Source organism: Klebsiella michiganensis, from assembly GCA_000963575.1.
In the GTDB taxonomy this organism is placed as follows: domain Bacteria; phylum Pseudomonadota; class Gammaproteobacteria; order Enterobacterales; family Enterobacteriaceae; genus Cedecea; species Cedecea michiganensis_A.
On the sequence record CP011077.1, the window covers coordinates 397,331 to 421,702 of the forward strand.

Consider the following 24,372-nt stretch of genomic DNA (forward strand, 5'->3'; position numbering starts at 1 on the left):
ATCAGGGAATCGCCACGCGACGGGTCTGGTCGCCGGCTTGGAACACCGCGGCGCTGCCATCGATTGCCTGCAAGCGCCATGGACCGACCGCATCACCGGGCAGCAGCACCTGTAGCTGGTCGGGCGTAGAGTTTCCACTGCTCGGCACGACGGACACGCTGAGCTGGCCGGCGCGCAGTTCGGCGCCGACGATGCGGAACGGCAGTGGCGGCGGTTCAGGCTTGGCGGCGGGCTTGCTCGATGTGCGCGGCTGGGTGGGTGTTGCTGCACGCGCGGCGGTCTGGCGCGTCTTGATCTGCTCGATCTCCGCGCGCAGCGCCTGAAGGTCGTCGGCGGCTGCGTAGCTGCTCAATGTTTTCTCAACCTGGGAAGCGCGTGCTTCCAGGATTTGGCGGGTTTCTTTGAGGTCCGCCGCCGTTGCGACAGGCGGACGCTGCTGGATGGTTCCGATGGTCTCAGCCAGGGCCACCGTCTGCGCTTCGAGGCGTTGCAAACGGGAGTCGAGCCGTTTCTCGTCGGCCTGGTCGCTCATCGCCTGGTAGCCGAGGGCCACGATGACGCTGAGACCGAGCAGCCAGAGCCAGAGCAGGCTTTGCATCACCACGGCGACAGCCGGGCGCCGCGAAGATTGGGGAGTGTTCATGGCTGGCCGCCTGGAATGGAGGGCATCAGTGGGAAGGTCTGCACCGCATCGGCGGCGGCCGGTTCGGGCATTGGTTCGATGGCCACGCTGTCGCCGGGCCGCTCGAAGCAAATCTGTCGTGCGCGGTCATCCGCGTGCAGTTCCCAGGCCGGACCAGCCAGGGTGAGCAGCGCGTCGCGCAAAGTCATGGGACCGAGATGCAGGTGCGCCGCCGGCAGCGGCAGTGCATACAACTCGATCACGGCATGTGCTGTTTGACACAGGCTGTAGCCGCTGCGTTTGAGCACATGCCGCAGCCCATCGCCGACCGTGACGCGGGCATCCGCCGGCATCGAAACATCGATGGTCTGCAACAGCAGGTCGCGCTGCGCCGCCGTGGGGGCCAGCTCGACCAACGTGTAGCGCCCGTAGCGCACAACGGGGATGTACTCGGGTGCTTCGGGTTCGGGCGCGGTCGAGACTTCCTCGAAGGCATCGGGTGCGTGCGGTGCAGTCGTTGTCGCGCAGCCGCCAGCCAGTACCAACCAAAGCAGGCCGAGAAATCCCGCCAGCAGGCGGCGTTCGGGATGGTGAAACCACGGTGGAGAGGGGCACATGGCGCGTCGTCCTGAAACATCGAGCCCTCACCATCGCCGCTCGGGTCACGAGCAGCAGCAAACAATGCGAACCAGGCAGCGCCCGATTTCCCGACAGCCTCACTCCAAAGAAAAAGGCCCCCGAAGGGGCCAGTGAAAGCGCAGATCGGACTCTGCCGAATCAATCCCGAGCCAGCTTCAAGCCGGGATCGACCTGTGCCAGTTGGGCATGCGCCCAGCAGCGCACGAGCTGGCCGTTCTCGCCGAGCGGCCGGTCCGCCACCGCCGCCGAGTACTCGTCGGTGTCGCTGGTGTCGTAGCAGACGACCTTGATCTCGCCGGTGTCGCAGCGGATGGAGTGGATCTGGCCGTCGGTCATATCGACCACGACGACCTGCGGGGCAAGGCCCAGTTCGCGGGCGGCCGACAGGATGGGGCCATATTCGGCAGCGTCGAAGCAGACGAACGGCCCTTCGTACCGGGCTTCTTCGGCCAGATCCTTGGCTTTGTAGTAGTGGGCACCCTGATCGTATTCCTCCTGGGTGGTTCTGACCTTGAAGACCGGCATGTCGGGGGTGCCGGAAACATCGACGCAGGCAACAGCGACTTGCATCTCGATCTCGCCGCCGTCTGCGGGTTCGATCGAAGGGGTGTTGGTGTTCATGGAAATCTCCTTGAAATGAAAATGCGTAGCCATGCCCGCGAAGAACACGGGCATGGCTACGAGGTAGGAACAACAGAAAGCCGGCGGCACTAGGCCGGCGATGGCGTGGGGGTCAGGCGGCGACCAATTGCCGGGCCAGTGCGACCTCGACGGAATCACCGTCCTGGTTGAGCACATCCAGCCCCGATTCGGGCACGTCGCCCGAGGTGGACTGCGAGACCATGATCTTCTTGGCCATCAGCTCTAGGCAGGTCATCTGCGAGGAACCGGCGTAGCCGAGGTAGATCACGCGCACGGACAGCTTCTGCCCGATGCGCCAGGAGCGGCGTGCCGCCTGCTGCAGCGAGTACACGTTGTAGCCCGACTGCATGAACACGATCGTCGGAAACTCCAACAGGTCCAGTCCCGTTTTAACCAGCTCGGGGTTGGTGATGAGCACATCGATGCCACGGTCCAGTTGCTCGGCGATCCAGTCCTCGCGACGGCTGGCATCCACGCTTGCGCGCAGCACCGCCACCCGAAAACCTTCTTGCTCTAGCAGCACCTTCAACCGGCTGGTCGTGTCGCGTGTGCCGGTATAGACCGTGTAGGCCAGGACCTTGCGCCCCTGCGCCTTCTCCTCTTTGCAGATGTCGATCAGCTCGCGCTCTTTCGGCGTCAACTCGAACTCGTTGAACTGAGCCGGGACGAACGCCAAGGTGTTGCGCGTGCGCGGATGCACCACGGTTTCCGACCGGAAGCAGCAATCTGGCCAGGCCAGCAGCACGTTGAGCACCACACCCAGCAAAGTCGTATCGCGTCGTGCAAGAGCCTGTTTCAGCTCCGCGGTCAGCCGACCCGCCAGATCGCGGTAGGCCGCGGCTTGCGCCGTGTCCATCGCGACTTCTCGGAACTCCTCGTCATACGGCGGCAGGACGTTGCCGCCGATGTCCTTGAGCTTGAGGAAGATCGTGAACGGCAGGATGCAGCGCAAGACGCCCTTGGGGCCGAAGCCCGGGGCCTTGACCGTGCGCACCGATACCTTGGTGCCCTTGGCCGTCTTGTGCGCCGTGCCGGTGCTCTCGGAGTAGATGTCCTTCAAGACCCCGTGATCGCGCATGAACGCCATCGCGGCCGAGGTCATGCTGCCGCTCGTGGTCGGGCGGTAGCCGTCTTCGATCATCCGCCCCGGAAGGGCTCGGAACAGCAGGTAGAACAGGTCGTCCCCGTAGCCGCCCATCAGCGTGCCAGTCAGCAGCAAGGTCTTGCGAGCCTTCGCTGCCAGCACACCCATGGCCTGGCCTTGGGCACTGCCGCCGTTCTTGTACTCGTGCGCCTCGTCGGCGATGAGCAGGTCGAACGTGCCTTGCGGCAGGTAGTCGGGTAGGGACAGGCCATTGCTGGCCCATCCCCCCCTAAGAACCGTACGTGAGAGTTTCCCCTCATACGGCTCAAGCCTTTCAAAGCCCGCTTTCGCGGACCGGCTTCACCACCTTGAGACCATTGACGTGAATCTGGTTATGACAGTTTGGATGCACCATGATGAGATTGGTGTTCCCATCCTTTCCGCCATCGACCCGCCGAATGATGTGGTGGACATGCCACCCCGTCTCCTGCGTGATCAACTCTTGGCAGATCGGACAACGACGATCCTGTGCCAACCAGAGGTTGATGAGCTTCTTCCTGCCCCGCAGTGAGTTCTGCATCTTGAGGCTTACACGCTCCTCAAAGTACGTCTCCCACGTCGGGTCGAATGGATTGGCTTCCAACTTGATTGGCCGGTGTCGCCGAATGGGCGTATCCGTTGCCTTCCGCAGTGACGACAGGATGGGGTTCCCATCAGGGAACCTTTCACCCGTCGCCGCCGCAAACACCCAGTTACGGGTGCCTACGGAGTGGAAGTAGCGCTGCTTGATCCAGACGCTGCTTTTCTGCGGATGCCGACGAACGGCCCACTGCCACAACACACGCCAAATCTCATGATCGACACGCGCGAACGTCGCTTTGGACACGACGTGCTGGTGATAATTCGCCCAGCCTTGGATCATTGGGTTGAGCATCCGAATCAGCCGAGGCTGATCCAGCGCCTTATTGCCTTTGACCGCCGAGCGCACTTTCTCCAAAAAGGTCGCCACGTTCGCTTTCGACGGCTTGATCAACAGCTTGCCGTTGTACTTGCGCACGTTTTGCCCGAGGAAATCGAAGCCCTCGTCGATGTGCGTGATCTTGGTCTTCTCGGGTGAGAGCGTGAGCCCCCGTTCCCGCATGAAGTCCTCGATGATCGGCATGACCTCCTGTTCCAGTAGCTCTTTCGAGCGTCCTGTCACGATGAAGTCGTCCGCATACCGCACATAGTTGACCATCAAACGGGTCTGTACACCGTTGGCGTACCGCTTTCTTCCGAACGCAGCATCCAGTTTGGCTTCCAGCCCGTCGAGGACGAGATTCGCCAGAGTTGGCGAGATGATGCCCCCTTGCGGGGTACCAGCTTCTGTTGGAAAAAGTTGCCGATCTTCCATGTATCCGGCCTTGAGCCACTTCCTCAGAATCTCGCGATCCGTCGGTACATGACCCATGAGCCAGTCATGGCTGATGTTGTCGAAGCAGCCCTTGATGTCGCCTTCGAGAACCCACTGCGGTGCCACCTTCTTGGACAGTGCCGTGAAGCACTGTTCGATGGCGTCCGCCGTGGACCTCTCCGGTCGGAACCCAAACGAGCGTCCGTCCGCTGTGGTCTCGGCCACGGGTTCAAGAGCCAGCAGGTATAGCGCCTGCATCGCCCTGTCTCTCATGGTCGGGATACCCAGCGGCCGCATCTTCCCATTGGCTTTAGGAATATAGACACGCTTCAGCGGTTGGGGACGATACCCGCGCCGCTTGATTGACAACATGGCTTGAGACTTGGCTTCCGGGGTGGACCATGTGATGCCATCCACGCCCGGCGTCTTCTTACCTTGGTTCTCGGTGACTCGTCTGACGGCCAATGCTTTGCCGCTGAACGAGTGGGTCAGAATCCACTGCAGGGCTTTCACCTTGCCGTGTTTTCCTTCCCGAGTCGCCTTTACGATACGCGCCTGGAGCCTTCGCACTTCACGGTGACACGCAGCCCAGTCGATGCTGTGCCATGTGACCGATTCGTGTGAGGGCGCACCCGCGCAAGCAATTTCTTGCGTAGTCATCTGCAATTCCCTCTTGTAGAAGGTTGGACAAGTTTTCTCGTAGAGAAAGACCAAGTGGAAGTCTGCCCGCTTTCGCGTGGGATGATGTCGCCTTACGGCTCAACCCCTATCCGTCCCATTACAGGACGGCATTCGCTTTCTCCACATTCCTTTACCCGCACCACCAACAGCATTCCTTACGGTCTGCCTGCCCCGAAGGGCAGCGATACGGGCTTACCGTGTTTCGCTTGAGTAACGAGATGGGTTAGACCCTGCCTTTCCACCGGCGGTCATGATGTCCGTGTGCCCCCAAAACGGATAAAGAGCAACCGACCGCATACCTTTTGGTTCAAGCCTGTCAGCATCTTTGGCTTGTCATTCATAACGGTGTTTAACAGCAGTTCACTTGCGTTGGTCATACCACCCAGCCTAGCGCCGTACCCGCATTGATGCTCGCAGGTAACGCCTTGCCTCACGGCAGCGGCGCGGCCCGAAGGCCCAGCTACATTGTCCCGGCAGCTTCACACAAGACCGTTACCAGTCCTGCATGTGCCGGTAGGCTACTGATGACGGAACATCAGGTTCCTCGTCGGGGTTGCCCCCGTTGGAACAATTACTCAGGCGACTTCACGTCGCACGCGTTTGATGAACTCGGACGGCTGGTAGCCGCCTTCGCCAAAGCCGAACTCCATGTTGGCCATCGCACGTTCCATGCGGGTGGCCTGACGGTCGGAAAACACCAGCTCGCCGTTGCCGTCCATGAGATTGATGAACTCATGGATGTTGTCGCCGAGCATCGAGGCCAGGAAGCCGTCTCCGAACTTCTGCATCAGCTTCTGCGCGGTGACTGCCCCGATGGTCGGGATGCGCTTCAAGGCTTTCAGCACGGCCGAGGACTGGTCGTTGCCGGACAGGCTGCGTGGGCGGATCAGCGTCCACAGGGGCGCTGCGCAATGGCTGCACTTCCTGCGGTACTCCTCGGCTTCAAGCGCGACCGGGTTGACCGGCTCGCCGTCGAGGTCGGTGATGACCGTGCCGCAGTCCGGGCAGGCCGCCACGTCGCCGTGGCGGGTGCGCCGCTGGGTGAAGACAGGCTTCCAGTGGAACCCCATTCGCATCCTGACGCGCCCCAGGACAAAGAACTCCTGGCCGGTCGGCTGCACACCCAACTGCTCGCGCAGCTTGATGAGCTTGACCAAGGTATCGGGGCCGTTGAGCACCCAGACCTTCGCGCCCGCTACTGTCTCCTGGATCTCGCGCCGCCACTTGTAAACAAGGTGCGGGGGCGAGAGAACCAAGGTCCGGCGGTAGCCTTCGGCGTTGAGCACAGCTGCCGTGGCGATGCCGACGGTCGTCTTGCCGCAGCCCATCTCGCCATTGACGATCGCGGCGCGCTCGCCACGGTCAATCAGCAGCTCCGCGGCGGCGTGGACGACTTCGGCCTGGGCCTGGAATAGCTTGCGCTTGAGGCTGGCGACGATGAGCTGGCGATGTGCTTGCGGTTGGCCGGTATAGACCGGCGGGTTGGCGCTGTTGAGGGCGTCGAGCAGTTCGTCGCCGAACTCGCCGACGAAATCCTGAAGGCTCAGGGTCAGAGGGGAGGATTCCGCGTCGAGCAGTTCGCCCTGTACGGGCGCGGCTTCAGCGGCATTGGTTTCGAGATCGAGGGACATGGTGATGCTCCAAAGAAAAAGGGGCATGCACCACCCCCAGCGGGGCAGTGGCATGCCCCGTGGTGGGAAGTAAATCGACGCGTGGCCGACGGTGGTTGAAGGTGCTGGCCTGGGTGGCCAGCGGCTGAACCGTGCTCAGTCCTCGGACGGCAGAACGATGACGGTGGCGTGGCGCTCCGCGTCGGTAACGATGCGAATGGCCAGCCCCGGATGGATCACGTAGTGCGATGCCAGCGATGCGCCTGATTGAAGCGCGGTGCTGTTGGCCTGCCATTGCTGGACGTTGACGTCGCCCCAGTCGCCACGGGTGTGGCGCCTGAAGTACGGGATCGGGTCGAGGCGACCCGAGCGGACCAGGCGGTCAATGCCTTTGCTGAAGATAAGCGCCCCGATGGGGAACGCCAGGCTCTGACAGTAGGTTTCGATGCGATGTGATGCCATGGGCTCCTCCTTGATGAGTCATTGAGCCACGACACCCCTGCCGGAGTGAAGTGGCTCCGTCAGGAAAATGAGGATGACGATGTGGGGACGTCAGATCAGGTCCCGCTCTTCGGGAAGCTGGATCACCGTGGTCTCGTGGTCCTCGCTGGTCTTGACGATTAGCGCCAGGTCCGGCGTGATCCTGAACTGCGAGATCATCAGGTTGTCCTGTTGGATCGCCACGTCGTTGGCTTGGCGTGTGGCCTCATCGATCTCGCCCCAGTCCCCGCGCACATGGCGCTGGACATAGGCTAAGGGGTCGATCAGGCCTCTTCGGGCCAGCCAATGCACCTTCTCGCTCAACTTCAACGTACTCGGTGCGAACAACGGTTGCTTGTGCGGCGCTGGCCGCTTGAACGGATTGGGGAACATGGTGTTTCTCCTTCGATGTGGTACAGCAGGACGGCAGCGCGTCCGGTGGATCAGCGGATGGTTAACACCTCGCCCCGTGTCGCGGAGCCAGGCGTCATGTCCCACGCGCGGATGACGGGCACAAACTTGTCGGTGAGGATGCGGGTCTCGGCGATGGAGCCGTCTTCGCGTTCGGTGAATTCCCGCTGGAGCGTCTTGTCCTTGTGGGTGTCACCTTTGACGACGAGCACGCGCCCCGTCTGGGAGCGCACAACGCCGGAGATCGCGCCCGCGGCCAAGGCCAGGGCGAGATGCCAGTGGGACAAGGCTCGCGCCGGTGGACGCAGCGACTGCTGCGCGGCCCCCAAGTGCGTGTCCAGCGACGGCCAGAGGCCTTGCAGCCTGCCAACCTCGTCGGCGAACTGTTCGGGCTCCATCGTCACGCGGAAGAAATGCTCCGGCTCGGCCGGACTGGCGGGGATGATGTATGGCAAGAACGGCCACTCGCTCGGAAGTTCCTCGGCTTCGACTTCGCCAAGCCCAACCTGCAGCAGCAGGCTGCGCACGGCCTTGACGCCATCGGGGGCCTGCTCGCGCTGGCGCACCCTTCGGCCGAAGATCACCACTTGCTTGAACTGCGTCTCCACCGCTCGGTAGATCCGCAGATCGGTGTAGTGACGTGTCAGCCAGCCGACCAGCTCCGCGTCGAGCACGTAGCCGGGAACGATGAAGACCAGCACGCCGCCGTACTGCAACAGCGACAGCGAACGCTGATAGAACAGCTTTTCGAGGCGGGCACGGCCCTGGCCCTGGTATCCGATGTTGCCGTTGACGTCCTTGGACAGGTCGCCATACGGCGGGTTGAGCCAGAGCAACCCGAAGGACTGTTTGGAGACCATCGTGTCCATCAGGTCCGCGTGCAGGCAGTGATCGACCAGACCTCGGGCATGGCGTGCCCGCTCCGCGTCGAACTCGACGGCGAACGCCTTGGCCTGCTCGCGCCCGAGGGCATGGGCGGCTTCGGCGATCGCCACGCCTTCGCCGGCGCAGGGATCGAGGATGCACATCGGCCCGTCGCTGGGCATCAGTGCGTTGAGGGCTCTTTCGAGCGTGGGTTCGTCGGTCGGGTAGTACCCGTTCTTGGCGAAATTGCGGGCGAGCCGCGGGAACATGAGGGCCATGGAAGTCTCCTGGTTGGCGGGGATGAAACACGGAAGCACGCCAAGGCGTGCCTCCGTGGGTGGGTCAGGCCGCTACCACTTCCGGCGTCCAGATCTTGGCCGGGTATGGATAGGCGGTGAGCACGTCACTGCGGATCAGGGAACCCAGCGCCAAGGTCAGCGCCGGCACGTCGATGGCGAGCCGATGGCCTTCCAGCGGCCCGAGGGCGAACGGAAGGCGGGCCAGCATCTCGCGGCTTTGCAGCAGTTCCAGCACGGTCTCGCGCCAGTGGTCGAGCAGCGGCAACGGGCAGGTGTCCCGCACCAGCATCCACAGGCGGTCAAGCCGGTGGGCACTGTCGCGTGGCAGCAATGCCAATGCGCTGGCGTTGGCCTTGTCGGGCTTGACGCAGCGCCGGTCGAACAGCCACACGTTGGACAGCGAACCGAACAGCGTTCGCCGGTAAGCGCGGGTCATGCGCTTTTCCAGGCGATCGACGTTGCCGACGAACACCGGGACGCTGCCGCCCTGATCGGTGATGATGTGGAACTGGTCCAGTCCCTGCTCGTCGCGCCCGAGGGTCAGGCGAGCAAGGAACTGCTGGACGGCGGTGTCGCGCGCCCAGATGGACAGGAAGATCAGGTTGCCCTGGTCATCGCCGACACAGGCGTCGGCCATCACGTCCGGGCATTCGTCGATGCGGTACAGCGTGGAAGAAGTGTTTGCGGGCATGGTGGTGTCCTCGGATGAACGGGAACAGCACCGCCCCCTGGGGCAAGTACTGCCCCAGTGGGAAGAAAATCGCTCAGTCCGGCTCGAACTGCCGGGTGTGCGGGTTGAAGTGAAGCGCCTCGTCCACCGCCGTGATCGGCGTGAAGCCGTCCAGGTAGATGTTGTTGAGGTACTGGTCGCGGTAGGTCAGTGCCTGCCGTGCCTGTTCCTCGGTGAGGCCGTTGCTGATGAAGTACTCCAGCATCTCCTCGTCGGAGGACACTTCGTCGTTGGACAAACTTCCTTCAACGAGTGCCAGCAGCGAGGGTGAGAGCGCAGCCAGGATCGGGTCCATGTTGGTTCCTCCTGGCTCAGGCCATCAGCGTCGCGGCGGGAGCCGTGACAGCCGTGGGTGTGCGTCGCCGTGCGTGGTAGGCGCGAACGCCTGCACGCCAGTCGGCGGACTGCTCCGGTGCGAGGTCCAGATAGGACAGCGGGCACGAGTAGTAGTACGGGTGCATGGACTCTTCCAGCGGCTTGTAGCCCCACTGGTTGCCGCTGCGTTCCAGCAGATCGCAGCGGATGTAGCGCAGGGACTGGCCCGGCGCGAGATCACGATGCACACCCTCGACCTTGGCGGTCATTTCGACCACGGACCACAGCACGTTGCCGCGCAGTGCGTGAGCGATGACCTTCGCGCTGACGCGCTCGGTCTGCTGCGGTGCGATCAATTCCGCGATCAGCTCAGACCGCGATTGGGGAGAGAAATACCAGCCCATGAGAGGCCTCCTGGAAAAAGTAGAGTCGGAGGCCTCCCGCAGGGGGAGAACCCCGACGGGTGGTGAAAAGCCGATCAAGCGGCGATGACGTGTGCCGGACCTCAGTAGTCCGAATCGCAACCGGCCGGGCAATAACCCAGTTCGATTCCGTGCGAGCAATAGCCGTGTTCAGCGTTCCAGTCCTGGGCTTCCTGCCTTTCGGCCGGTGTCGCGTAGTCCCATTCCTGTGCGATCTGCAGCGCTTGTGCGCGTTGGTCTTCGGGCAATCGAGCAACTTGCTCGTCGATCGCGGAACTGAAGCGTTCGACGTAGTAGTCGTGAGACAGTCCGCACCCCTTGGTGGCTTGTGCGGCTTCCGTCTCGCAGAGAGCCCGCCAAGCGGGTTCATCCAGAGCGGAGCGAGGGGAATCGCAAGCGATGGTGGACATGATGGAGACCTCCAAAAAGGAGCCGAGGCCTCCCCCGCATGGGGAAGGAACCCCGGCGGGTGGATGAAGGACACCGCGGATGCGGCGCCCATGGTTACGCAGGTTGCAGTTCGGCCCGGCGGCTCCACTCCTGCGTCTTGAAGTCCAGCGCGTAGCCCAGTTCGTCCAGGCGGGCGATCTGCGCGCGCAGGGCGCGGCGGTCGATGGTCGAATCCAGCTTCACGGACTCGCCCAGCGGCCACAACAGGCCGAACAGTGCGGCGTCGCCATCCTCGGTGCTGCCGGGGGCAGCAGCCGTAGCAGGCGGCGGCGCGTCCACGCCGAAGGGCGTCGTATCGATCAGCGGGTCCGCGGAGGCCTGCACGGGTGCAGATTTGGCGGACCTGGATGCCTTGGAGGCCTTGACCGGCGTTGCCGCAGGCGGCGGCCCTTGCTCTTCATCGAGCGGATCGACTTCCTGTGGGGCGAAGCTATGTGCTTCGGCCTTGCTCAGCTTGTCGATGCCGAAAAGTGTCATGCCGTCCAGGTTGGCGCGCATCTCGAAACGCATGCTGCCGTCGCTGATCGGATAGCCTTTGAGGAAGATGTAGCGGAGGACGAATTCCCCTTGGTACTTGCCCTCGGGGTACTGCTCCAGTTCGGCATCTTTTATCGTGAACTTGCCGAGTTGGCATTCGAGCTTGCCAACGTTGAACTTTCCGTTGCGGCCGTGAATGGTGCGCAGCGCGAGCTGGCCCGGGACGATAATGGGCGTGGCCGATTTCTCGGGTGCCGATGTGACTGCCATGATGCTTCTCCTTGAGAAATAGGAAAAAGGCAAGGCCCCGTGAGGGGCCATGCCGGATCAGAACGAAGCAGCCAATGCCGGCTCCTGCTCCTCGACTTCACCTGCGGGCTCGCGCTCGGCGGACTCGGCAGGCTGCTCGGCAGCGGTGTCGGCAGCGTCCTCGGCTTCGGGCGCGGATGCGTCCTGGGCCTGCGGTGCCTCGGCTTGCGCCTGGCTCGTGGGATAGACCTGGGTGCCATCGATCTTGATCAGACCGATGTGGACCAGCGTCGATTCCAGACTCGCGGCCGGTTCCCCGGCGTGCTCGCCCTTGGTGCGGATGTACGGATCGATCTTCATGTCGTTCAGACGGAAGGCGACCAGCACTTTGCGATCCGCTTCGATGGCCTGCACGCACCGGCGAACCAGGTGCTCGGCTTCAGGGGTGGCGACGATCGTGTCGAAATACCGATACTCCGGTTCATCGACAGGGCCGGTCAGCGCTGCGATGCAGCACGACAGGAAGGGATCACCGTCTTTGGGAGTGACGTCCTTCGGGCGGCTGAGGTAGCCGATGCCGCGGGTGATCAGCTCGTGCTGCTTGATCGAGGCCAGTTCGGCCCGGTCAATCAGTTCGGTCTTGAGCAGCCGGGCCTTGAGAGACCCGCCTACTTCGCCCTTGCGTTCACCCTTGTCGCGGATGAAGGGATCGGCGCGCAGATCGCCAGTACGGAAGCGCACCAGTGGGCGCTGCTTGGGATCGTCAACGCCGATGTAGCGCTGGACGAGCTTCTTGGCCTCGGCACCCGAGACTTTGACGTCGAAGTAGCGGTAGCTGGGGTCCCTGGCAGGGCCGACCAGCGCGGCGATGGTGCATGCCAGGAAAGGCTGCGCTCGGCGGCCGCCCCTGACGGGCACTTCACGGACACGCTGGATGTAGCCGATGCCCGAAGTGTGGAGGTCGAAATACGATTTCTCGTTTGAAGTGGTGTTCATGGTGAATCTCCATAGGGATGAAGCGGAGACACACCAGCCCACGCATGCGGGGAGAGGTGCGTAACCCCGCGGTGGGTTGATAAGGCGAAAGCATCCGCCACCAGAGACTGGTGGCCGCTCGCGAATGGATGCGGTGCGAGCTGGCTCGGTCACGCAGTCGAAACTGCGCCGCAACCTCGAAGACCGATGGTTGCCTGGCATGTCGCTGACGACGTCAGCAGGCATGGGGGCAGCATCGCCGGGCCTCGCGCGTGCGACAGCAATCAATCGGCATCCGGGCGCTTCCCATTTTTTCCAGGCTGCCCAGTTCCGCCCAAAAAGAAGCCCCCAAAATGGGGGCTTCAAAGGGTATGCGGACATTTTTGACTACGCCGATTCCACCGCCGCCAGTGACAGATGCGTAGCGGTGGCGGACAGCTCCAGATCATCTGAGCTTTGCAGAATGCGAGTGAAAACGCTGTCTTTCGGGTCGAAGAACTCGCCGAAGTCGTCGCCTCCAAGTTCGGCGCGTGCCAGTTCCCACCAGTCATCGAACGGGTCGATATCCGGGTTGCAGCCGACGGCATAGGCCAGCAGCTTCACGCGGCCATCGGGGCGGCGCTCTCCGCGCTCGGCGAGGAAGTACACGCCCTGGTCCTTGGCCAGGGCGACGCGGCATTGGTTGGCGATGGCCTCGGCAAGCACGGGGCGCAGGTCGGAGCCTCTGAATCGCAGTGACATGGTTGAAATCTCCTGTATGGATTAAGAAAAAGCCCTCCACCCAAACGGATGGAAGGCTTGTGGGGCAGTCGCCGGTAGGCTATGGACTGGTCAGTCGTGCCGCTGGGCTTCCTGTCTGGCATGTCAGGCTGGAACCGCCTGACGTCGCCGAGGAGCTTTGGCGTCGATCACGCTGACGTCGATCAGGCGCCAGCGCCCGTCGTCGATGAGCCGCTCCAGCACGTCACCGAGCATGTCGAAATACACCTCGTCGTGCCGATCGATCAATTCACCGTCGCGATGCAGCTCCACCACGTAGGTGTCGCCGCCACGGTCGTAGAGGATCGTCACCTGACCCTCGAACTTGGTGGTTGAAACCGTGAAGCTGATCGCCGGCGGGGTCTCGATGATCTTGGAGGGCTTGGGATCGACCCAGACGAAGTCGCGGGCACCTGCATCGACCAGCATGTGGGTGATGCACCGGAACCCGTCGGGCGCGGGCATCTCCTCCAACTGCTCGATGAGTTGGCCCAGTTCCATGCACTGCGGCTCGGGAATGGGCAGCTTGGCGGGCGCTTTGCCGAGGATATGCCTCGTGATGGTGTAAGGCGTGCCATCCGAAGTCTTCTCGGTAACGACTTCCGGGGTGTCCGCGCGCAGGCCGTCGAAACGTCGCCGGGCGTAGGGTTGGACATGAACCTTGGCGCCCTCGCTCGGGACGGTGGTCACCAGGTTGGGGTCGAGCACCGCGAACTCGCTGGGCTTGAGCTTGACGACGATGGCATCGTCATTCGCCGCGACCACCTTGCCGTCGAAGGGTTGGGGATCGATGGCGAAGCCCAGCGTCGAGGATTGCGGCTGATCATCGAACACGCGGTACTTGAACGACCGCACGTTGCGGGGCACATGGCCTGCGACAAGCGAAGGCATCAGGGTCTTGATGAGAGAGCGATCCATGGGAATCTCCTTGAGAAAGAACAAGGGATTCCCCGCCCACAAGGGAGAGGTCCCTTGTGGGTGGATGGACGCGGTACGTCCGTAGGAAGAATCGACCAGCACGGTGTCCCGCACTTGCAGCCTTGAAGGCCTCGGCTGCCAGGGCATGTGTCGGCAACGCCGACGAACATGGAGCAAGGATGGCTCTGAAATGGGCGGCCTGCCCGCAAGAAATCGCACAGCGTCGCACCCGCTTTCCAGCGCTTCGGACAAGAAAAAGCCCCTCGAAAGGGGCTTGGTTGGGTCAGGCTTCGTACACGAAGTAGTGTTCTCGCTGACGTGGGAAGAAGACATGTTTCCATGTATCGCCGCTGGTGTTGCCACCGTCGAAGACGACCATTTCGTAGTCGTCAATGTCGGTGTCCACCAGTTCGACGCTGGCGACATGGCGCATGTGCAGCGTGCCGCTCATGCGCTCGAATACCAGGATCTGGCCGATGGCGTCGTCCTGGCCCATGGCATTGACGCAGGAACCGAGCTGGTACTCGAAGTCGGACGTGCTAGGGATGAGGTTGGGGAACATGAGGTTGCTCCTATGAAAATGAACCAGCCCGGCTCCGGGAGGGAGACGGGCTGGTATGGGGAGAACAAAGAGGAAGGATGTTGTGTCGCGTGGCTGCTAGGACTCGGCCAACGGCAGGCCCAACAGCACGGGTGCGTCGGCGTCGAGAATCAGGATGCGCACATCGGCCTGGCCGGCCAGTTCAATGACGTTCGCCAGGTCATCCGGCATGCCCTTGCTTCGGTGCTCCTGGCGAAGCTGCTCCGCACTGATCCCCTCGACGCGCTCCAGGTTCTTGTCCGTCCAGGGGGTGGAGATCAGCTTGATGCCGATCGCCGGGCTGTAAGGAACCCGGAACGCGATGAACAGGAATGCCTCCGGCGTGGCGAGGTCTGCCAGGTTGGCGAGGTATTGGCCGGTTTCCTCGCTTATGTGTGCACTGCTGATTTCCCAGCACCGGCTGTAGTAGCCGGTCTCGAAACTCAGGCGCTGCACGACTTCCCGTGCCGCTTCAGCCGAATAGGTATCGCCGACGTGGATGGGGCGGCCGTCGAAGTCGTCGCCATGGATGGCATAGACCACGGCGCCGATTACGCCTTCACCGCTGACACCTTCTCCGGCATCGCATTCGGCCAGTACCTCGGCATTCACGGGTTGGGGACCATTTTTGACCACGGCGAAATCGCTGGTGATGATGCACGAGGATGAAATCAGTTCCTCGTCGGAAAAGTGCTTTTGGCTCGCGTGGACGATTCGCCAAACATGCGGGCTTCCGTCCTCGTAGCTGATGCACAGCGTGCGGACGATTTTCAGATTCCAGTAGCCGCGGAGAAATGGATTGGGTTTCAGGGACATGGCAACTCTCCAGATTTGAATAATGGAGCCAATCCCCGCCACCGGGAATTGGACCCGGTGGGTTGAAAGTGGAAAATGCGTCAGTCGGCGCTGATCGTTGGCGTCTGGGCCAGCCGTTCGGCGATGCGATGGCGCACATTCAGGCGGAAATGCTCGTCGGTGATGCCGGCAAGCAGGTTGGCGGCCTCCAGCGCGATCAACGCCGAGGCCTCTTCGATGTCGGTGGCCACGATGGTCTTGCGCAGTTGGTCGCCGAGTTGGAGTGCCTGCGAGGACGTTCTGAAGACCTGGGCCTCGCGGCTCAGGTAGCAGCCGTTGCCGCCGAACTCGAACAGCCTCGGTTTGCTGCAATGCCAGCAACCCTCGAACTGGATGGCGGTCAGGTGATGACCGTCATCGAGGCAGGAGGCGATCAGAAACAAGGCTTCCAGGTCGGCGCTGTCCTCGAACTGGTGGTGCTCGATGAGGTTCTCCAGCTCCCAGTCCTGGTCAGCACCGAAGTGCGCGGCCAGCCGTTCAAGCAGAGGTGGAATCGACAGTTCTTCGTCGTCGGGCATGGGGATGCCGAGTTGTGTGGCCAGGTCTTCCAGGCCATCCAGCACATCCGTCCAGCGCGGGTCATTGGTCTCGGCGATCTGGGCGATGTAAGCCTGCCCATTGCCGGGATGGTTTTCATCCAGCGCAAAGGCGCCGAACAGCGCCTTGATGACGGGAGTAACGCGGTCGAGCACGAGAACGCCCGTGCCTTCGTAGTAGTTGTTTGCCATGGTGGCTCCTTTCGGGGAAGTGAGCGGAGCCAGCCCATGCGGACGATGGCATCCGCGGGAATAGCCCAAGGCCGTTGGCGCCGGGCGATGGGTAAGAAAAATTGAGGGACATGGCCTCATGGGCGCATGTCCCTCACGTGGGATCGAGAGGACAGTGGCGTGCCGGAGACCGGCTCACCAGCCGCTGTAGTTCACCAGCAGGTCGGCGATGACCTTGCGGCGTTCCAGGTCGAGACCGTCGAAGTCCGACAGCCCGTCGAAGTGGCAGCGCTTGAGCATGGCACCGCCCTCGCGCGCGTTGTAGAAGCTGACCATGGCGGACAGGAACATGCGTTCGCCGCTGCTCAGGACGCCGAGGGCATCGTTGAGCCGCAGCATGTCGGGACGCAAATCCCACTTGGTGTTGGCCTGGTTCAGGCCTTCGCGGGTGCCGTCGCCGAACCATTGCGGGCCGGCGATCTCGACACCACGCTTCCAGGCCTCGAAGAAGGCTTGGGGCGCGGCAGCGAAATGCTGCTCTTCCCGCATGATCTGATCGACGACTTCCTGTGGCAGAAGCTGGTTCATGACGTGATTCCTCCAGTTGGATCAGGGCGTGGCGAGCTGGGTCCAGCCGCCTCTTTCGAGCGCACGTTGAGCCGCGGCGTAGCTGCGGAAGTACTCGCGGGATTCCCGCGAAACGGGACCTTCGGTATCGCGCGTGCCGATGTAGTGACCGGCGGCGCTTTGCAGGACTTCGAGCGGCAGGAACTTGCCGCAGTAGGTCGAGGCCAGTTGGCCGAAAGAGGCTTGCTGGGACATGGACGGACTCCTTTGAAAAGCGGGGCCTTGTCCCTCACGGGATGGCAGCTCCCGCACGCGGTTGATAAAAGGCATCGACGTCACGAGGACGCGCGTCCGCAGACTTGATGCGATGCGGACTGGTGGGCAACGCGGGAGGGACCCGCGGCAGCCTGGAACCCTGGCTGCTGGCATGTGCTGACGAATCAGCGAACATGCGGGCAGCTTCGTGCGAGGGCCGCTCGGCGTCAGTGGGAAAACGGCATCCGACCCAGCCCCGATTGATGGGCGCAGAAAAGAAAAGCCCCGCATCGAGTGCGGGGCTGTCAGGAGGGTGCGGTGGCGCTGGGTCAATCGGGCTTGTCGCCCAGGACATGCTGCTTCCACAGGTCGAATGCCTGCTCGGGCGGAAGCTCGGCGAGGATGACGATGGGCTGGGCCTGCCGGGCGCGCAGCGAAGCGAAGTACGCCTTGCGGTCGGCGATGGCCTTGAGCTTGATGCCCTTGATGAACAGCAGTTTGCCGTCCTTGATGAACAGCACCTTGTTGCCGATGTCGCGGTTGAAAGCGGCTCGCACCTTGCGTTCCGCGTGCATGGCATCGGCCAGCTCATCGACCAGGAAGTCGAGCGTCATGTCGATGTAATGGGGGTCTTCACCCTCCTGGCCGAGATCGAGCGGCGCAGGCGGCAGTTCCTTGGCGAAGGCTTCGGCCTGAGCCAGCAGCGTCGTCTTGTTATTGAGCGCGCGGAGGAATGTCGAGCCGCCATGCCCGTCGTTGCGGGCCTCGGCGATGGGAGTGCCGTCGAACACGACGGTCGCGGTGAAGCACAGCGTTTCCTCGCTGGCGAAGTCGGCGACCTTGAGGTTCTTCAGCATGATGCGGTCTTGCTTGGTGATGGTGTCCATGGAAAGTCCTGAAATCGACCGGGTGGCGACATGCCCCTGACGGGACGTGGCGACCATCCCGTGGGTTAGAGAAAGGAGGCATCGATGCCCCGGTGGGCAGCGTTCGCCGGTGAGATGCCGAAGCGAACTGGCGGGTGGCGTGGGCGGAACCCACGGCAGCCTTGACACCCTGGCTGCGGGCTGCTGCCGATACATCGGCAATGCAGGGACGAGAATGGCGCGGCGCGCAGGCTGCGTCGTCGATCAATCCGAAGCGGTCGAGCCCGTCTTGTGCAGGCACTGCACCAGCCGGTTGCCCAGCCAAGCCATGCATGGGACGGCCATGGAGTTGCCGATCGCCTTGTAGCGCGGAGCGTCAGCGGCAGGCTTCCCGCGATACGGGATCAGCGTGTAGTCGTCGGGCATGCCCTGCAGCCGCTCGCACTCCATCGGCATCAGCCGCCGCACCCGCCATTGCGACCAGTCGCCGGGGCCGGGGTCGTTCCAGTCGTAGCGGAAATGGGCCTCGAAGTCGGGGGCCAGCACATGGGGCTTGTCAGCACCGCCGCCGCTGGTACGCAGCGCGGCCGCTACGCTGCCGCCCAGCTCGGCGGCAAGACCCTGCGGCCGTCCCCGGAGGGCAACGCAGGTCACCATGGGCACGCCGTAGCCCGGCTTGCCGTTGGACAGGACGGTGCAAGCTACCTGTCCATGGCCTGACTCGAAGCGCACTTCGCCGCGGTTGTTCTGCGCGAAGGCGATGGCGGGTACGACGCCGGCGTTTGCATGACTGTTGCGATGCCCGCCGGCACGCAGCGTTGGCGTCAGGTCGATCGTGGCATCCGCGCCGCTGCCCTGGGCGGTGAAGGCGATGATCGGCACGCCCTTGCCGGTGCCGTCCTCGCTGCTGCCCTTGCCGTTGTTGGCGGTGTCGAGGGTATGGGCGATGCTGCCGGCGACGGACTGCACCATGAACGTCTCGGTGCGGATGTCGTGCTTGGGACCCGCGGCCATCAGGCATGCCGCAACATCGACGGGGCCGGTGCCGCCGCTGAATCCGAACATCGTGGTGACCTTGCCGTAGGGCTGCGTCAGCCCGGCGAATCCTGCGTATCCGCCTGCTGCTGCAGCACCCGGTTCAGTAGCGCGGGCAGCTTCTTGCCACGGCGCGCGGCCCGCAGAAGAATCCCCGAGCAGGCCTGCGCGCTCAAAAAGTACTTCGGTGGGATCGAGACCATCTCCACCACTTGCCACAAGAAACACGCGCTTGCGGCGTTGGGCGACACCGAAATATTGAGCGTCGAGCACGCGCCAGGCGATGCGGCGGCGGGGTCCAGACACACAACCAGCGTGCGCCCATTTTTCCCCTGGCGGCTGGAGCGCACGGCCTTCGCCGGCCAGTGCGCCCAGGAAATGTCCGAAGGCATTGCTGCGGTCGTTGAGGACGCCGGGGACGTTTTCCCAGACGAGCGTTGCCGGCGGGCGGCGGTCTTGGTGGCGGGTTTGGTCGATGGCATTTGCAAGCTCCACATAGGCAAGGGTCAAGGCGCCGCGCGGGTCATCCAGTCCCTGGCGGGCGCCGGCAACGCTGAACGACTGGCATGGCGTGCCGCCGACCAGGATGTCGGGCGCCGGCACGGTGCCGGCGCGCACCTGACGGGCGATCGCGGTCATGTCGCCCAGGTTGGGCACGTGGGGGTAACGGTGAGCGAGCACGGCGCTCGGGAACGGGTCGATCTCGGCGAACCACGCGGCTTCAAGGCCGAGGGGTTGCCAGGCGAGGCTCGCGGCCTCGATGCCGCTGCACACGCTGCCATACAGCAGTGGCGCGGCCTGGGGCGCACCGCGAAGGGTGCAAGGTTGCGGGTTCATGTCGGGTCTCCTGTTCGTGTGGCCCGGGGCGGGCCGGGACGTTGATAGGCAGGAGAAAGGCGCCGAAGGCCTTGCGGCCTTCGGCTCGGGAGGAAAGAACCACCCGTGGGCTGGTGCAGGCCCGGTCGTCGCTAGAACCGTCTGCTCATCAGCAATCACACCCGGCGCATGTCGTGGTTCGCGCCGGCATCGTCTGGCGCACATCCGCGCACAAAGGGAGCCCGTTTTTGCGCCGGCGGGCACCGGCACCGAATACCGCTGACCACGAAGGGTCTCCGGGTGGCTCGCGCAGCCTGGCAAGCCATCGGGGGACCCTTCGCAGAGGCGGGAGAAATGCAGATCAGCAGAACGCGGGAGGCGGTTCGCGGAGAAGCTACCTTCAGGTCCCGCGGCCGGGGATGACCAAGCGGGACGCGCACACGGACAAGAAGGCGTTGCGCGCTGGGCGTCCCGCAGGGCATGCGGGACACAGGCCGCGCCGCCGATGGCGGGCACGGCTCACGGGGAACGGGGTCGGTCAGGAGCCTTTGCGGCCGCCACTGCGCGGACGCGAGGCACTACGCTTGGACGTGCCGGATTCGACCGGCAGAGTGCCTTTGCAGTCGGGGTAGCGGCTGCACGACCAGAACGGGCCGCTCTTGCCGGTGCGCTGGCGCGTGGGCGCGCCGCACTGCGGGCAAGCCGGCCCTTGGGGAACCTTGATGGACAGGGACGTGTTGCCGTACTGCGCGATCAACTGTGAGATCCATGCAGCCTGCTTGCTGATGAATACGTCCAGCGTGAGCTGCCCAGCTTCGATCATGTCCAGCGCCTGTTCCCAGACGGCGGTTGTCCCTGGGTCGGCAATCGCTGTGGGTACCGCGTCGATCAGGGTGAAGGCCGCATCCGAGGCACGGATGGCGCGGCCCTTCTTCACGAGGTAGCCCCGCGTCAGCAGGCCACTGATGATGTTGGCCCGCGTCGCTTCGGTTCCGATGCCGACCGTATCCTTGAGCTTCTGTTTCAGGCGCGGGTCCGAGACCAGTTTGGCGACGCCCTTCATGGACTTGACCAACTCGCCTTGCGTATAAGACCGAGGGGGCAGCGTCTTGAGCGCCTTCAGATCGACGTCGGCCACCTGACATGCCAGCCCCTCGCGCAGCGCGGGCAGTACCTGGCTGCGCGCCGCAGGGGCGCCATCCTCCTCAATTTGCGGTTCGGCCAGCACCAGGCGCCAACCCTTGACGACGACCTGCTTGCCGGTGGCCGCCAGCGTCTGCTGGCCGCAGGAGAGGTTCGCCACGGTGCGGTCGAACTCGTGGTGAGGAAGGAATTGCGCCAGGTAGTGCGCCCGGATCAGCCGATACACTGCCAGTTCCTTCTCACTCATGGTCGAGAGGTTCGCCGGTTCGAGCGTCGGGATGATGCCGTGGTGCGCGGATACCTTTGCGTCGTTCCAGGCGCGTGAGCGTTGAGTGCGGTCGAGCTGGTCCATGATCGGTCGCAGCGACGGATCGGTCTTGACCAGGCTGTCGAGAACCGTTGGCACCTCGGCGAACATGCTTTCGGGCAGGTATCCCGAATCGGAGCGCGGGTACGTCGTGGCCTTGTGCGTCTCGTACAGGGCCTGAGCAATGTCCAAGGTCTCCTGCACATCCAGCCCAAGCTGCTTGGAACACACCTCCTGCAAGGTCCCCAGGTCGAACGGCAGCGGCGGGCCTTCCCGCACGCGCTCAGTTTCGACCGACACCACCTGGGCGCTGTCCGCGACGCGGATCTGCTGCGCGGCGTGCTGCGCGATGGGCTGCTGCAGGCAGCGGCCGGCGTCGTCGGTGCATGCTTTCGGGGGAACCCATTGCGTGGTGAAAGTCTGGCCACCAGCGGACAGGGACACGTCGATGGCCCAGTACGGCACGGACACGAAGGCGGCGATCTCGCGGTCGCGGTCCACGACCAGTTTGAGCGTGGGGGTCTGGACGCGGCCGACCGACAGCACGCCGTCATAGCCGGCCTGTCGTCCCAGCACCGTGAACAAGCGGCTGAGGTTCATGCCGACGAGCCAGTCCGCCCGAGAGCGCGCCAGTGCCGAGTAGTACATCGGCAGGGTCTCGGCCGACGGCCGGAGCTTGCCGAGCGCGGCGCGGATGGACGCATCGTTGAGCGCCGACAGCCACAGCCGCTCGATGGGACCGCGGTAGCCGCACAGATCGATGATCTCGCGGGCGATCAACTCGCCTTCGCGGTCGGCATCAGTGGCGATGACAAGCTGGGTCGCCTTCGCCAGAAGCGCCTTGACGACCTTGAACTGCGTGGCGGTTTTCGGTTTGACCTCGACCCGCCAGTGCTGAGGAATGATGGGCAACTGCTCCAGCGACCAGCGCTTGAGCGCCGTGTCATAGACCTCGGGGGCTGCCGCTTCGACGAGATGGCCGATGCACCAGGTGACGGTGACGCCGGAACCGTTGAGGCAGCCTTCACCGCGCTGCGTGGCACCGAGAATCCGGCCAATGTCTTTGCCCTGGGAGGGCTTCTCGCACAAGAACAGCCGCATGTCCGTCCATCCCGATTCCCGTTGTTCATGGAGTTGCTGGAATCGAGGATGCCGAGCGCCGCCTGGGGCAGCAGCAAACAAGCCGCATGCGGCGGCGACCGCTTTCACGGGATGGAATCGCTTGTACGGGAGGCGCGCGTGGCCGCAGGTGTGCGGATCGGGAGCCGCGATTTGCGGGAGCGCGTGGAATTCAGTGGACGCTGGTGGAGCTATCCCCTGGGGATAGCTCCACCAGCGCATGGAGGGCGGCGAAGACGTGCCACCGCCCTCCAAGCTGGTTCACTTCCTGCGTTTGGATTCTTTCGGCGCAGCCGGTTCCTGCGCGGCCTGGGGCTTGGGCTCTGCCTCCTGCAGCTTTGGGCTGAGGGTCACGGATTCGATGCGGAACGGCAGGATGCCGACGCTGCGCGCATTGATCTGCCAGGTCTCGCGCGGCTGATCCTCGTTGTCCGTCCAGGGTTCGCGCTCCATGCGGCCGACGACCAGCACGCGCATGCCTTTCTGGTACAGGTCCTTCCAGTGCTCGGCGTCGCGGTGCCAGATTTCCACCGGCGCCCAGAAGCCGCCCCGATCCTCAAAGGTGCCATCCTTCTTGGGTACGGGGTTATCGAAATAGACGTTCAGGCGCAGCAGGCGGCTGGGTTCGTCGTTGCCGTTGGGGAATTCGCGGTACTCCGGTGGCGAGCCGATGTTGCCTTCGCCGGAAAAATGCGTGCTCATGGTGTGATCTCCGTGGTGGTTGAATACCCGTGCCTCGTCGGCGTCGGGAGCGTGCTGGATGCCCGGCGCAATCATCGATCGCGCATTGCGGCGGGAATGGGCGTGAGTCGGCGCAGGTAGGCGTCGTCCGCCTGGGCCGCCTTGCTGGCGCATTCCTGCGCCTGCCTGCCCAAGGTGTGCAGCAGGCTGATCTGCATGTTCAACGTGATGCGCTGCAGCTCGATCGCGTGCAGGTCGGCCAGCAGGTTGACGGGCGTGCTGGTGCTGGCGATCAGCTCCCGCCACAGCGCCACGCCCATGGCCGACCTGTCGTGCCTGCGCCAGCGCAAGAAGACGGTTCCTGCGCCGGTGGTCTGTTGGGCCAGTTCGATGGACAGCAGGTGGAAGGGGTGCCCGCATGCCTGCTCCAGCACCTGTCGCTGTGCCAGGGCAATCAACTCGTCGCGCATGGCGAAGCACTGGCTGGCCCAGGCCTCGAAGTCCCCTTTACCCTTAAAAGGCTTTAAAAGGCCTTTTAGAGAGGCTGCGTGTTCCAGCCGCATGAAGGCACCCTGTTGCAGGCCTCGGAAGTAGCGGGTCGGTTGGTTCGGATCGCTCATGCCGGCTCGTCCTCGTCGGCTGCGGTTTCGGGCGGCTCTGCGGTGGTGGCTTCATCTCCGGGCGGAGGTGCTTCGGCAGGACCGTCGCTGCGCTGCTGCAGGCCACGGCGCACGATGGGCGGCGCAAACTTCGAGCGGCGAGTGCCTTCCAGCACGTCCTGCGGCAGTTCGCCGTACTTCTCCAGCGCGGCCCGCGCTGCGGCATTCTTCGACGCGAAATCATCGCGTGTGCAGCCCGAATAGCGGTACTGCTGGGCCAGCGAGAACAGGCTGCGCAGTGAATGTGCGCCCTCGTTGAGCCAGCGTTCCAAGGTGCTGCGGTCAATGAGCGCGGTGTGATGGGCGAGGATCAGCTTGCGGGCGATGTCGTCGTAGTCGGCCAGAAGATAGACCGCGGCAAAGCCGAGCTGCGCGTTGACGAAGAGCGGCAGCTTGACCGGCTGCACGTTGAGGTTTTCGCCCAGGCTAAGCGCTGGCGGCACGCTCGCCAGCGCCTGGTCCACCTGCTCGCGCAGCGATTGCAGCGTGGCCTTGGTGTGGTCGAGCTTTTCCTCGATGCGCAGCATCCAGAAGTCGCTGTACGGGTCGTCCTGCTCCGAGCCCCGCCGCATCTTGTTCATCTGAGCGATGTAGCCGTTCAGGCCGACGATGCCCGGTCGCCCCTCGGTGGCGGCGCGGCCGTGCCAGATGCGGGAAGCGTGGTGGGTGTGCAGGGTCAGCGACATCGCACTGCGCAGGGAGCCGAGATTCAGTTGCAGAGGTTCATTGGTTGCCATGGTGTCCGCTCGTTGTTGGAAAAGG

The 24,372-nt window shown here is 63.7% G+C and carries 27 protein-coding genes and 2 pseudogenes; 1 reads left to right on the top strand and 28 read right to left on the bottom strand.

Annotated elements, in window-relative coordinates; translation table 11 throughout:
• Position 1 precedes the first annotated feature (1 nt).
• From VW41_01875 to VW41_01990, 24 genes and pseudogenes are all read right to left on the bottom strand, one after another.
• Positions 2–643, bottom strand: a complete 642-nt coding sequence (locus tag VW41_01875; GenBank protein AJZ87884.1) for a membrane protein — start codon at positions 641–643, stop codon at positions 2–4.
• Positions 640–1,239 (bottom strand): integrating conjugative element protein pill, pfgi-1, encoded by a 600-nt coding sequence (locus tag VW41_01880; protein ID AJZ87885.1) that lies wholly within the window; start codon positions 1,237–1,239, stop codon positions 640–642. Before VW41_01880 ends, VW41_01875 begins: the two co-directional genes overlap by 4 nt.
• A 160-nt stretch (positions 1,240–1,399) precedes the next feature.
• A complete protein-coding gene (locus VW41_01885; GenBank protein ID AJZ87886.1) occupies positions 1,400–1,882 on the bottom strand; it encodes a hypothetical protein in 483 nt (160 codons plus the stop codon).
• Between the two features lie 112 nt (positions 1,883–1,994).
• Positions 1,995–3,275, bottom strand: a pseudogene (locus VW41_01890) (DEAD/DEAH box helicase).
• Positions 3,276–3,321: 46 nt separating this feature from the next.
• Entirely contained in the window at positions 3,322–5,040 is a 1,719-nt protein-coding gene (locus tag VW41_01895; GenBank protein ID AJZ87887.1) for a DNA polymerase, read from the bottom strand.
• 617 nt (positions 5,041–5,657) lie between these two features.
• A pseudogene (locus VW41_01900) lies at positions 5,658–6,692 on the bottom strand (DEAD/DEAH box helicase).
• A gap of 135 nt (positions 6,693–6,827) precedes the next feature.
• A complete protein-coding gene (locus VW41_01905) occupies positions 6,828–7,133 on the bottom strand; it encodes a hypothetical protein (GenBank protein AJZ87888.1) in 306 nt (101 codons plus the stop codon).
• A 90-nt stretch (positions 7,134–7,223) separates the two neighbouring features.
• Positions 7,224–7,544 carry a methyltransferase gene (locus tag VW41_01910; protein ID AJZ87889.1) on the bottom strand — a complete coding sequence of 107 codons (321 nt, stop codon included), beginning with the start codon at positions 7,542–7,544 and terminating at the stop codon, positions 7,224–7,226.
• 50 nt (positions 7,545–7,594) lie between these two features.
• Positions 7,595–8,704, bottom strand: a complete 1,110-nt coding sequence (locus VW41_01915; protein AJZ87890.1) for a methyltransferase — start codon at positions 8,702–8,704, stop codon at positions 7,595–7,597.
• A gap of 64 nt (positions 8,705–8,768) precedes the next feature.
• Positions 8,769–9,416, bottom strand: coding sequence for a hypothetical protein (locus VW41_01920; protein AJZ87891.1), 648 nt, complete (start codon positions 9,414–9,416; stop codon positions 8,769–8,771).
• Positions 9,417–9,489: 73 nt separating this feature from the next.
• The gene (locus VW41_01925; protein ID AJZ87892.1) at positions 9,490–9,750 is read right to left on the bottom strand and encodes a signal peptide protein; all 261 of its coding nucleotides are present in this window, start codon (positions 9,748–9,750) and stop codon (positions 9,490–9,492) included.
• A 16-nt stretch (positions 9,751–9,766) separates the two neighbouring features.
• Positions 9,767–10,174: a hypothetical protein gene (locus VW41_01930; GenBank protein ID AJZ87893.1), complete on the bottom strand. Its 408-nt coding sequence runs from the start codon at positions 10,172–10,174 to the stop codon at positions 9,767–9,769.
• Positions 10,175–10,275: 101 nt separating this feature from the next.
• Positions 10,276–10,602 (bottom strand): hypothetical protein, encoded by a 327-nt coding sequence (locus tag VW41_01935; protein ID AJZ87894.1) that lies wholly within the window; start codon positions 10,600–10,602, stop codon positions 10,276–10,278.
• A 94-nt stretch (positions 10,603–10,696) separates the two neighbouring features.
• A complete protein-coding gene (locus VW41_01940) occupies positions 10,697–11,389 on the bottom strand; it encodes a hypothetical protein (GenBank protein AJZ87895.1) in 693 nt (230 codons plus the stop codon).
• A gap of 57 nt (positions 11,390–11,446) precedes the next feature.
• Positions 11,447–12,364, bottom strand: coding sequence for a hypothetical protein (locus VW41_01945; protein AJZ87896.1), 918 nt, complete (start codon positions 12,362–12,364; stop codon positions 11,447–11,449).
• A 366-nt stretch (positions 12,365–12,730) separates the two neighbouring features.
• On the bottom strand, positions 12,731–13,084 hold the full coding sequence (locus VW41_01950) for a hypothetical protein (protein ID AJZ87897.1): 354 nt from the start codon (positions 13,082–13,084) through the stop codon (positions 12,731–12,733).
• Positions 13,085–13,207: 123 nt separating this feature from the next.
• Positions 13,208–14,020 carry a GTPase gene (locus tag VW41_01955; GenBank protein AJZ87898.1) on the bottom strand — a complete coding sequence of 271 codons (813 nt, stop codon included), beginning with the start codon at positions 14,018–14,020 and terminating at the stop codon, positions 13,208–13,210.
• 283 nt (positions 14,021–14,303) lie between these two features.
• Complete coding sequence (locus VW41_01960) at positions 14,304–14,582, bottom strand: uridylate kinase (protein ID AJZ87899.1); 279 nt, start codon at positions 14,580–14,582, stop codon at positions 14,304–14,306.
• A gap of 96 nt (positions 14,583–14,678) precedes the next feature.
• Positions 14,679–15,416, bottom strand: a complete 738-nt coding sequence (locus VW41_01965; protein AJZ87900.1) for an ABC transporter substrate-binding protein — start codon at positions 15,414–15,416, stop codon at positions 14,679–14,681.
• An 80-nt stretch (positions 15,417–15,496) separates the two neighbouring features.
• Complete coding sequence (locus VW41_01970; protein ID AJZ87901.1) at positions 15,497–16,183, bottom strand: hypothetical protein; 687 nt, start codon at positions 16,181–16,183, stop codon at positions 15,497–15,499.
• Positions 16,184–16,357: 174 nt separating this feature from the next.
• On the bottom strand, positions 16,358–16,750 hold the full coding sequence (locus VW41_01975; GenBank protein ID AJZ87902.1) for a hypothetical protein: 393 nt from the start codon (positions 16,748–16,750) through the stop codon (positions 16,358–16,360).
• A 21-nt stretch (positions 16,751–16,771) separates the two neighbouring features.
• The gene (locus tag VW41_01980; GenBank protein ID AJZ87903.1) at positions 16,772–16,984 is read right to left on the bottom strand and encodes a hypothetical protein; all 213 of its coding nucleotides are present in this window, start codon (positions 16,982–16,984) and stop codon (positions 16,772–16,774) included.
• 329 nt (positions 16,985–17,313) lie between these two features.
• Positions 17,314–17,871, bottom strand: coding sequence for a hypothetical protein (locus tag VW41_01985; GenBank protein ID AJZ87904.1), 558 nt, complete (start codon positions 17,869–17,871; stop codon positions 17,314–17,316).
• Between the two features lie 243 nt (positions 17,872–18,114).
• Positions 18,115–19,722 (bottom strand): DNA methyltransferase, encoded by a 1,608-nt coding sequence (locus tag VW41_01990; protein AJZ87905.1) that lies wholly within the window; start codon positions 19,720–19,722, stop codon positions 18,115–18,117.
• On the opposite strand from VW41_01990, the gene VW41_01995 reads away from it, so the two are divergent.
• Positions 19,721–19,984 (top strand): hypothetical protein, encoded by a 264-nt coding sequence (locus VW41_01995; protein ID AJZ87906.1) that lies wholly within the window; start codon positions 19,721–19,723, stop codon positions 19,982–19,984. The genes VW41_01990 and VW41_01995 overlap by 2 nt on opposite strands.
• 255 nt (positions 19,985–20,239) lie before the next feature.
• On the opposite strand, the gene VW41_02000 is transcribed toward VW41_01995, so the two are convergent.
• The 4 genes from VW41_02000 to VW41_02015 form a co-directional block, all read right to left on the bottom strand.
• A complete protein-coding gene (locus VW41_02000) occupies positions 20,240–22,252 on the bottom strand; it encodes a DNA topoisomerase III (protein ID AJZ87907.1) in 2,013 nt (670 codons plus the stop codon).
• A gap of 279 nt (positions 22,253–22,531) precedes the next feature.
• Positions 22,532–22,972: a single-stranded DNA-binding protein gene (locus tag VW41_02005; protein AJZ91820.1), complete on the bottom strand. Its 441-nt coding sequence runs from the start codon at positions 22,970–22,972 to the stop codon at positions 22,532–22,534.
• A gap of 71 nt (positions 22,973–23,043) precedes the next feature.
• A complete protein-coding gene (locus VW41_02010; protein AJZ87908.1) occupies positions 23,044–23,571 on the bottom strand; it encodes an integrase in 528 nt (175 codons plus the stop codon).
• Positions 23,568–24,347, bottom strand: coding sequence for a conjugal transfer protein (locus VW41_02015; GenBank protein ID AJZ87909.1), 780 nt, complete (start codon positions 24,345–24,347; stop codon positions 23,568–23,570). The genes VW41_02010 and VW41_02015 overlap by 4 nt, the downstream gene beginning before the upstream one ends.
• Positions 24,348–24,372: the final 25 nt, after the last annotated feature.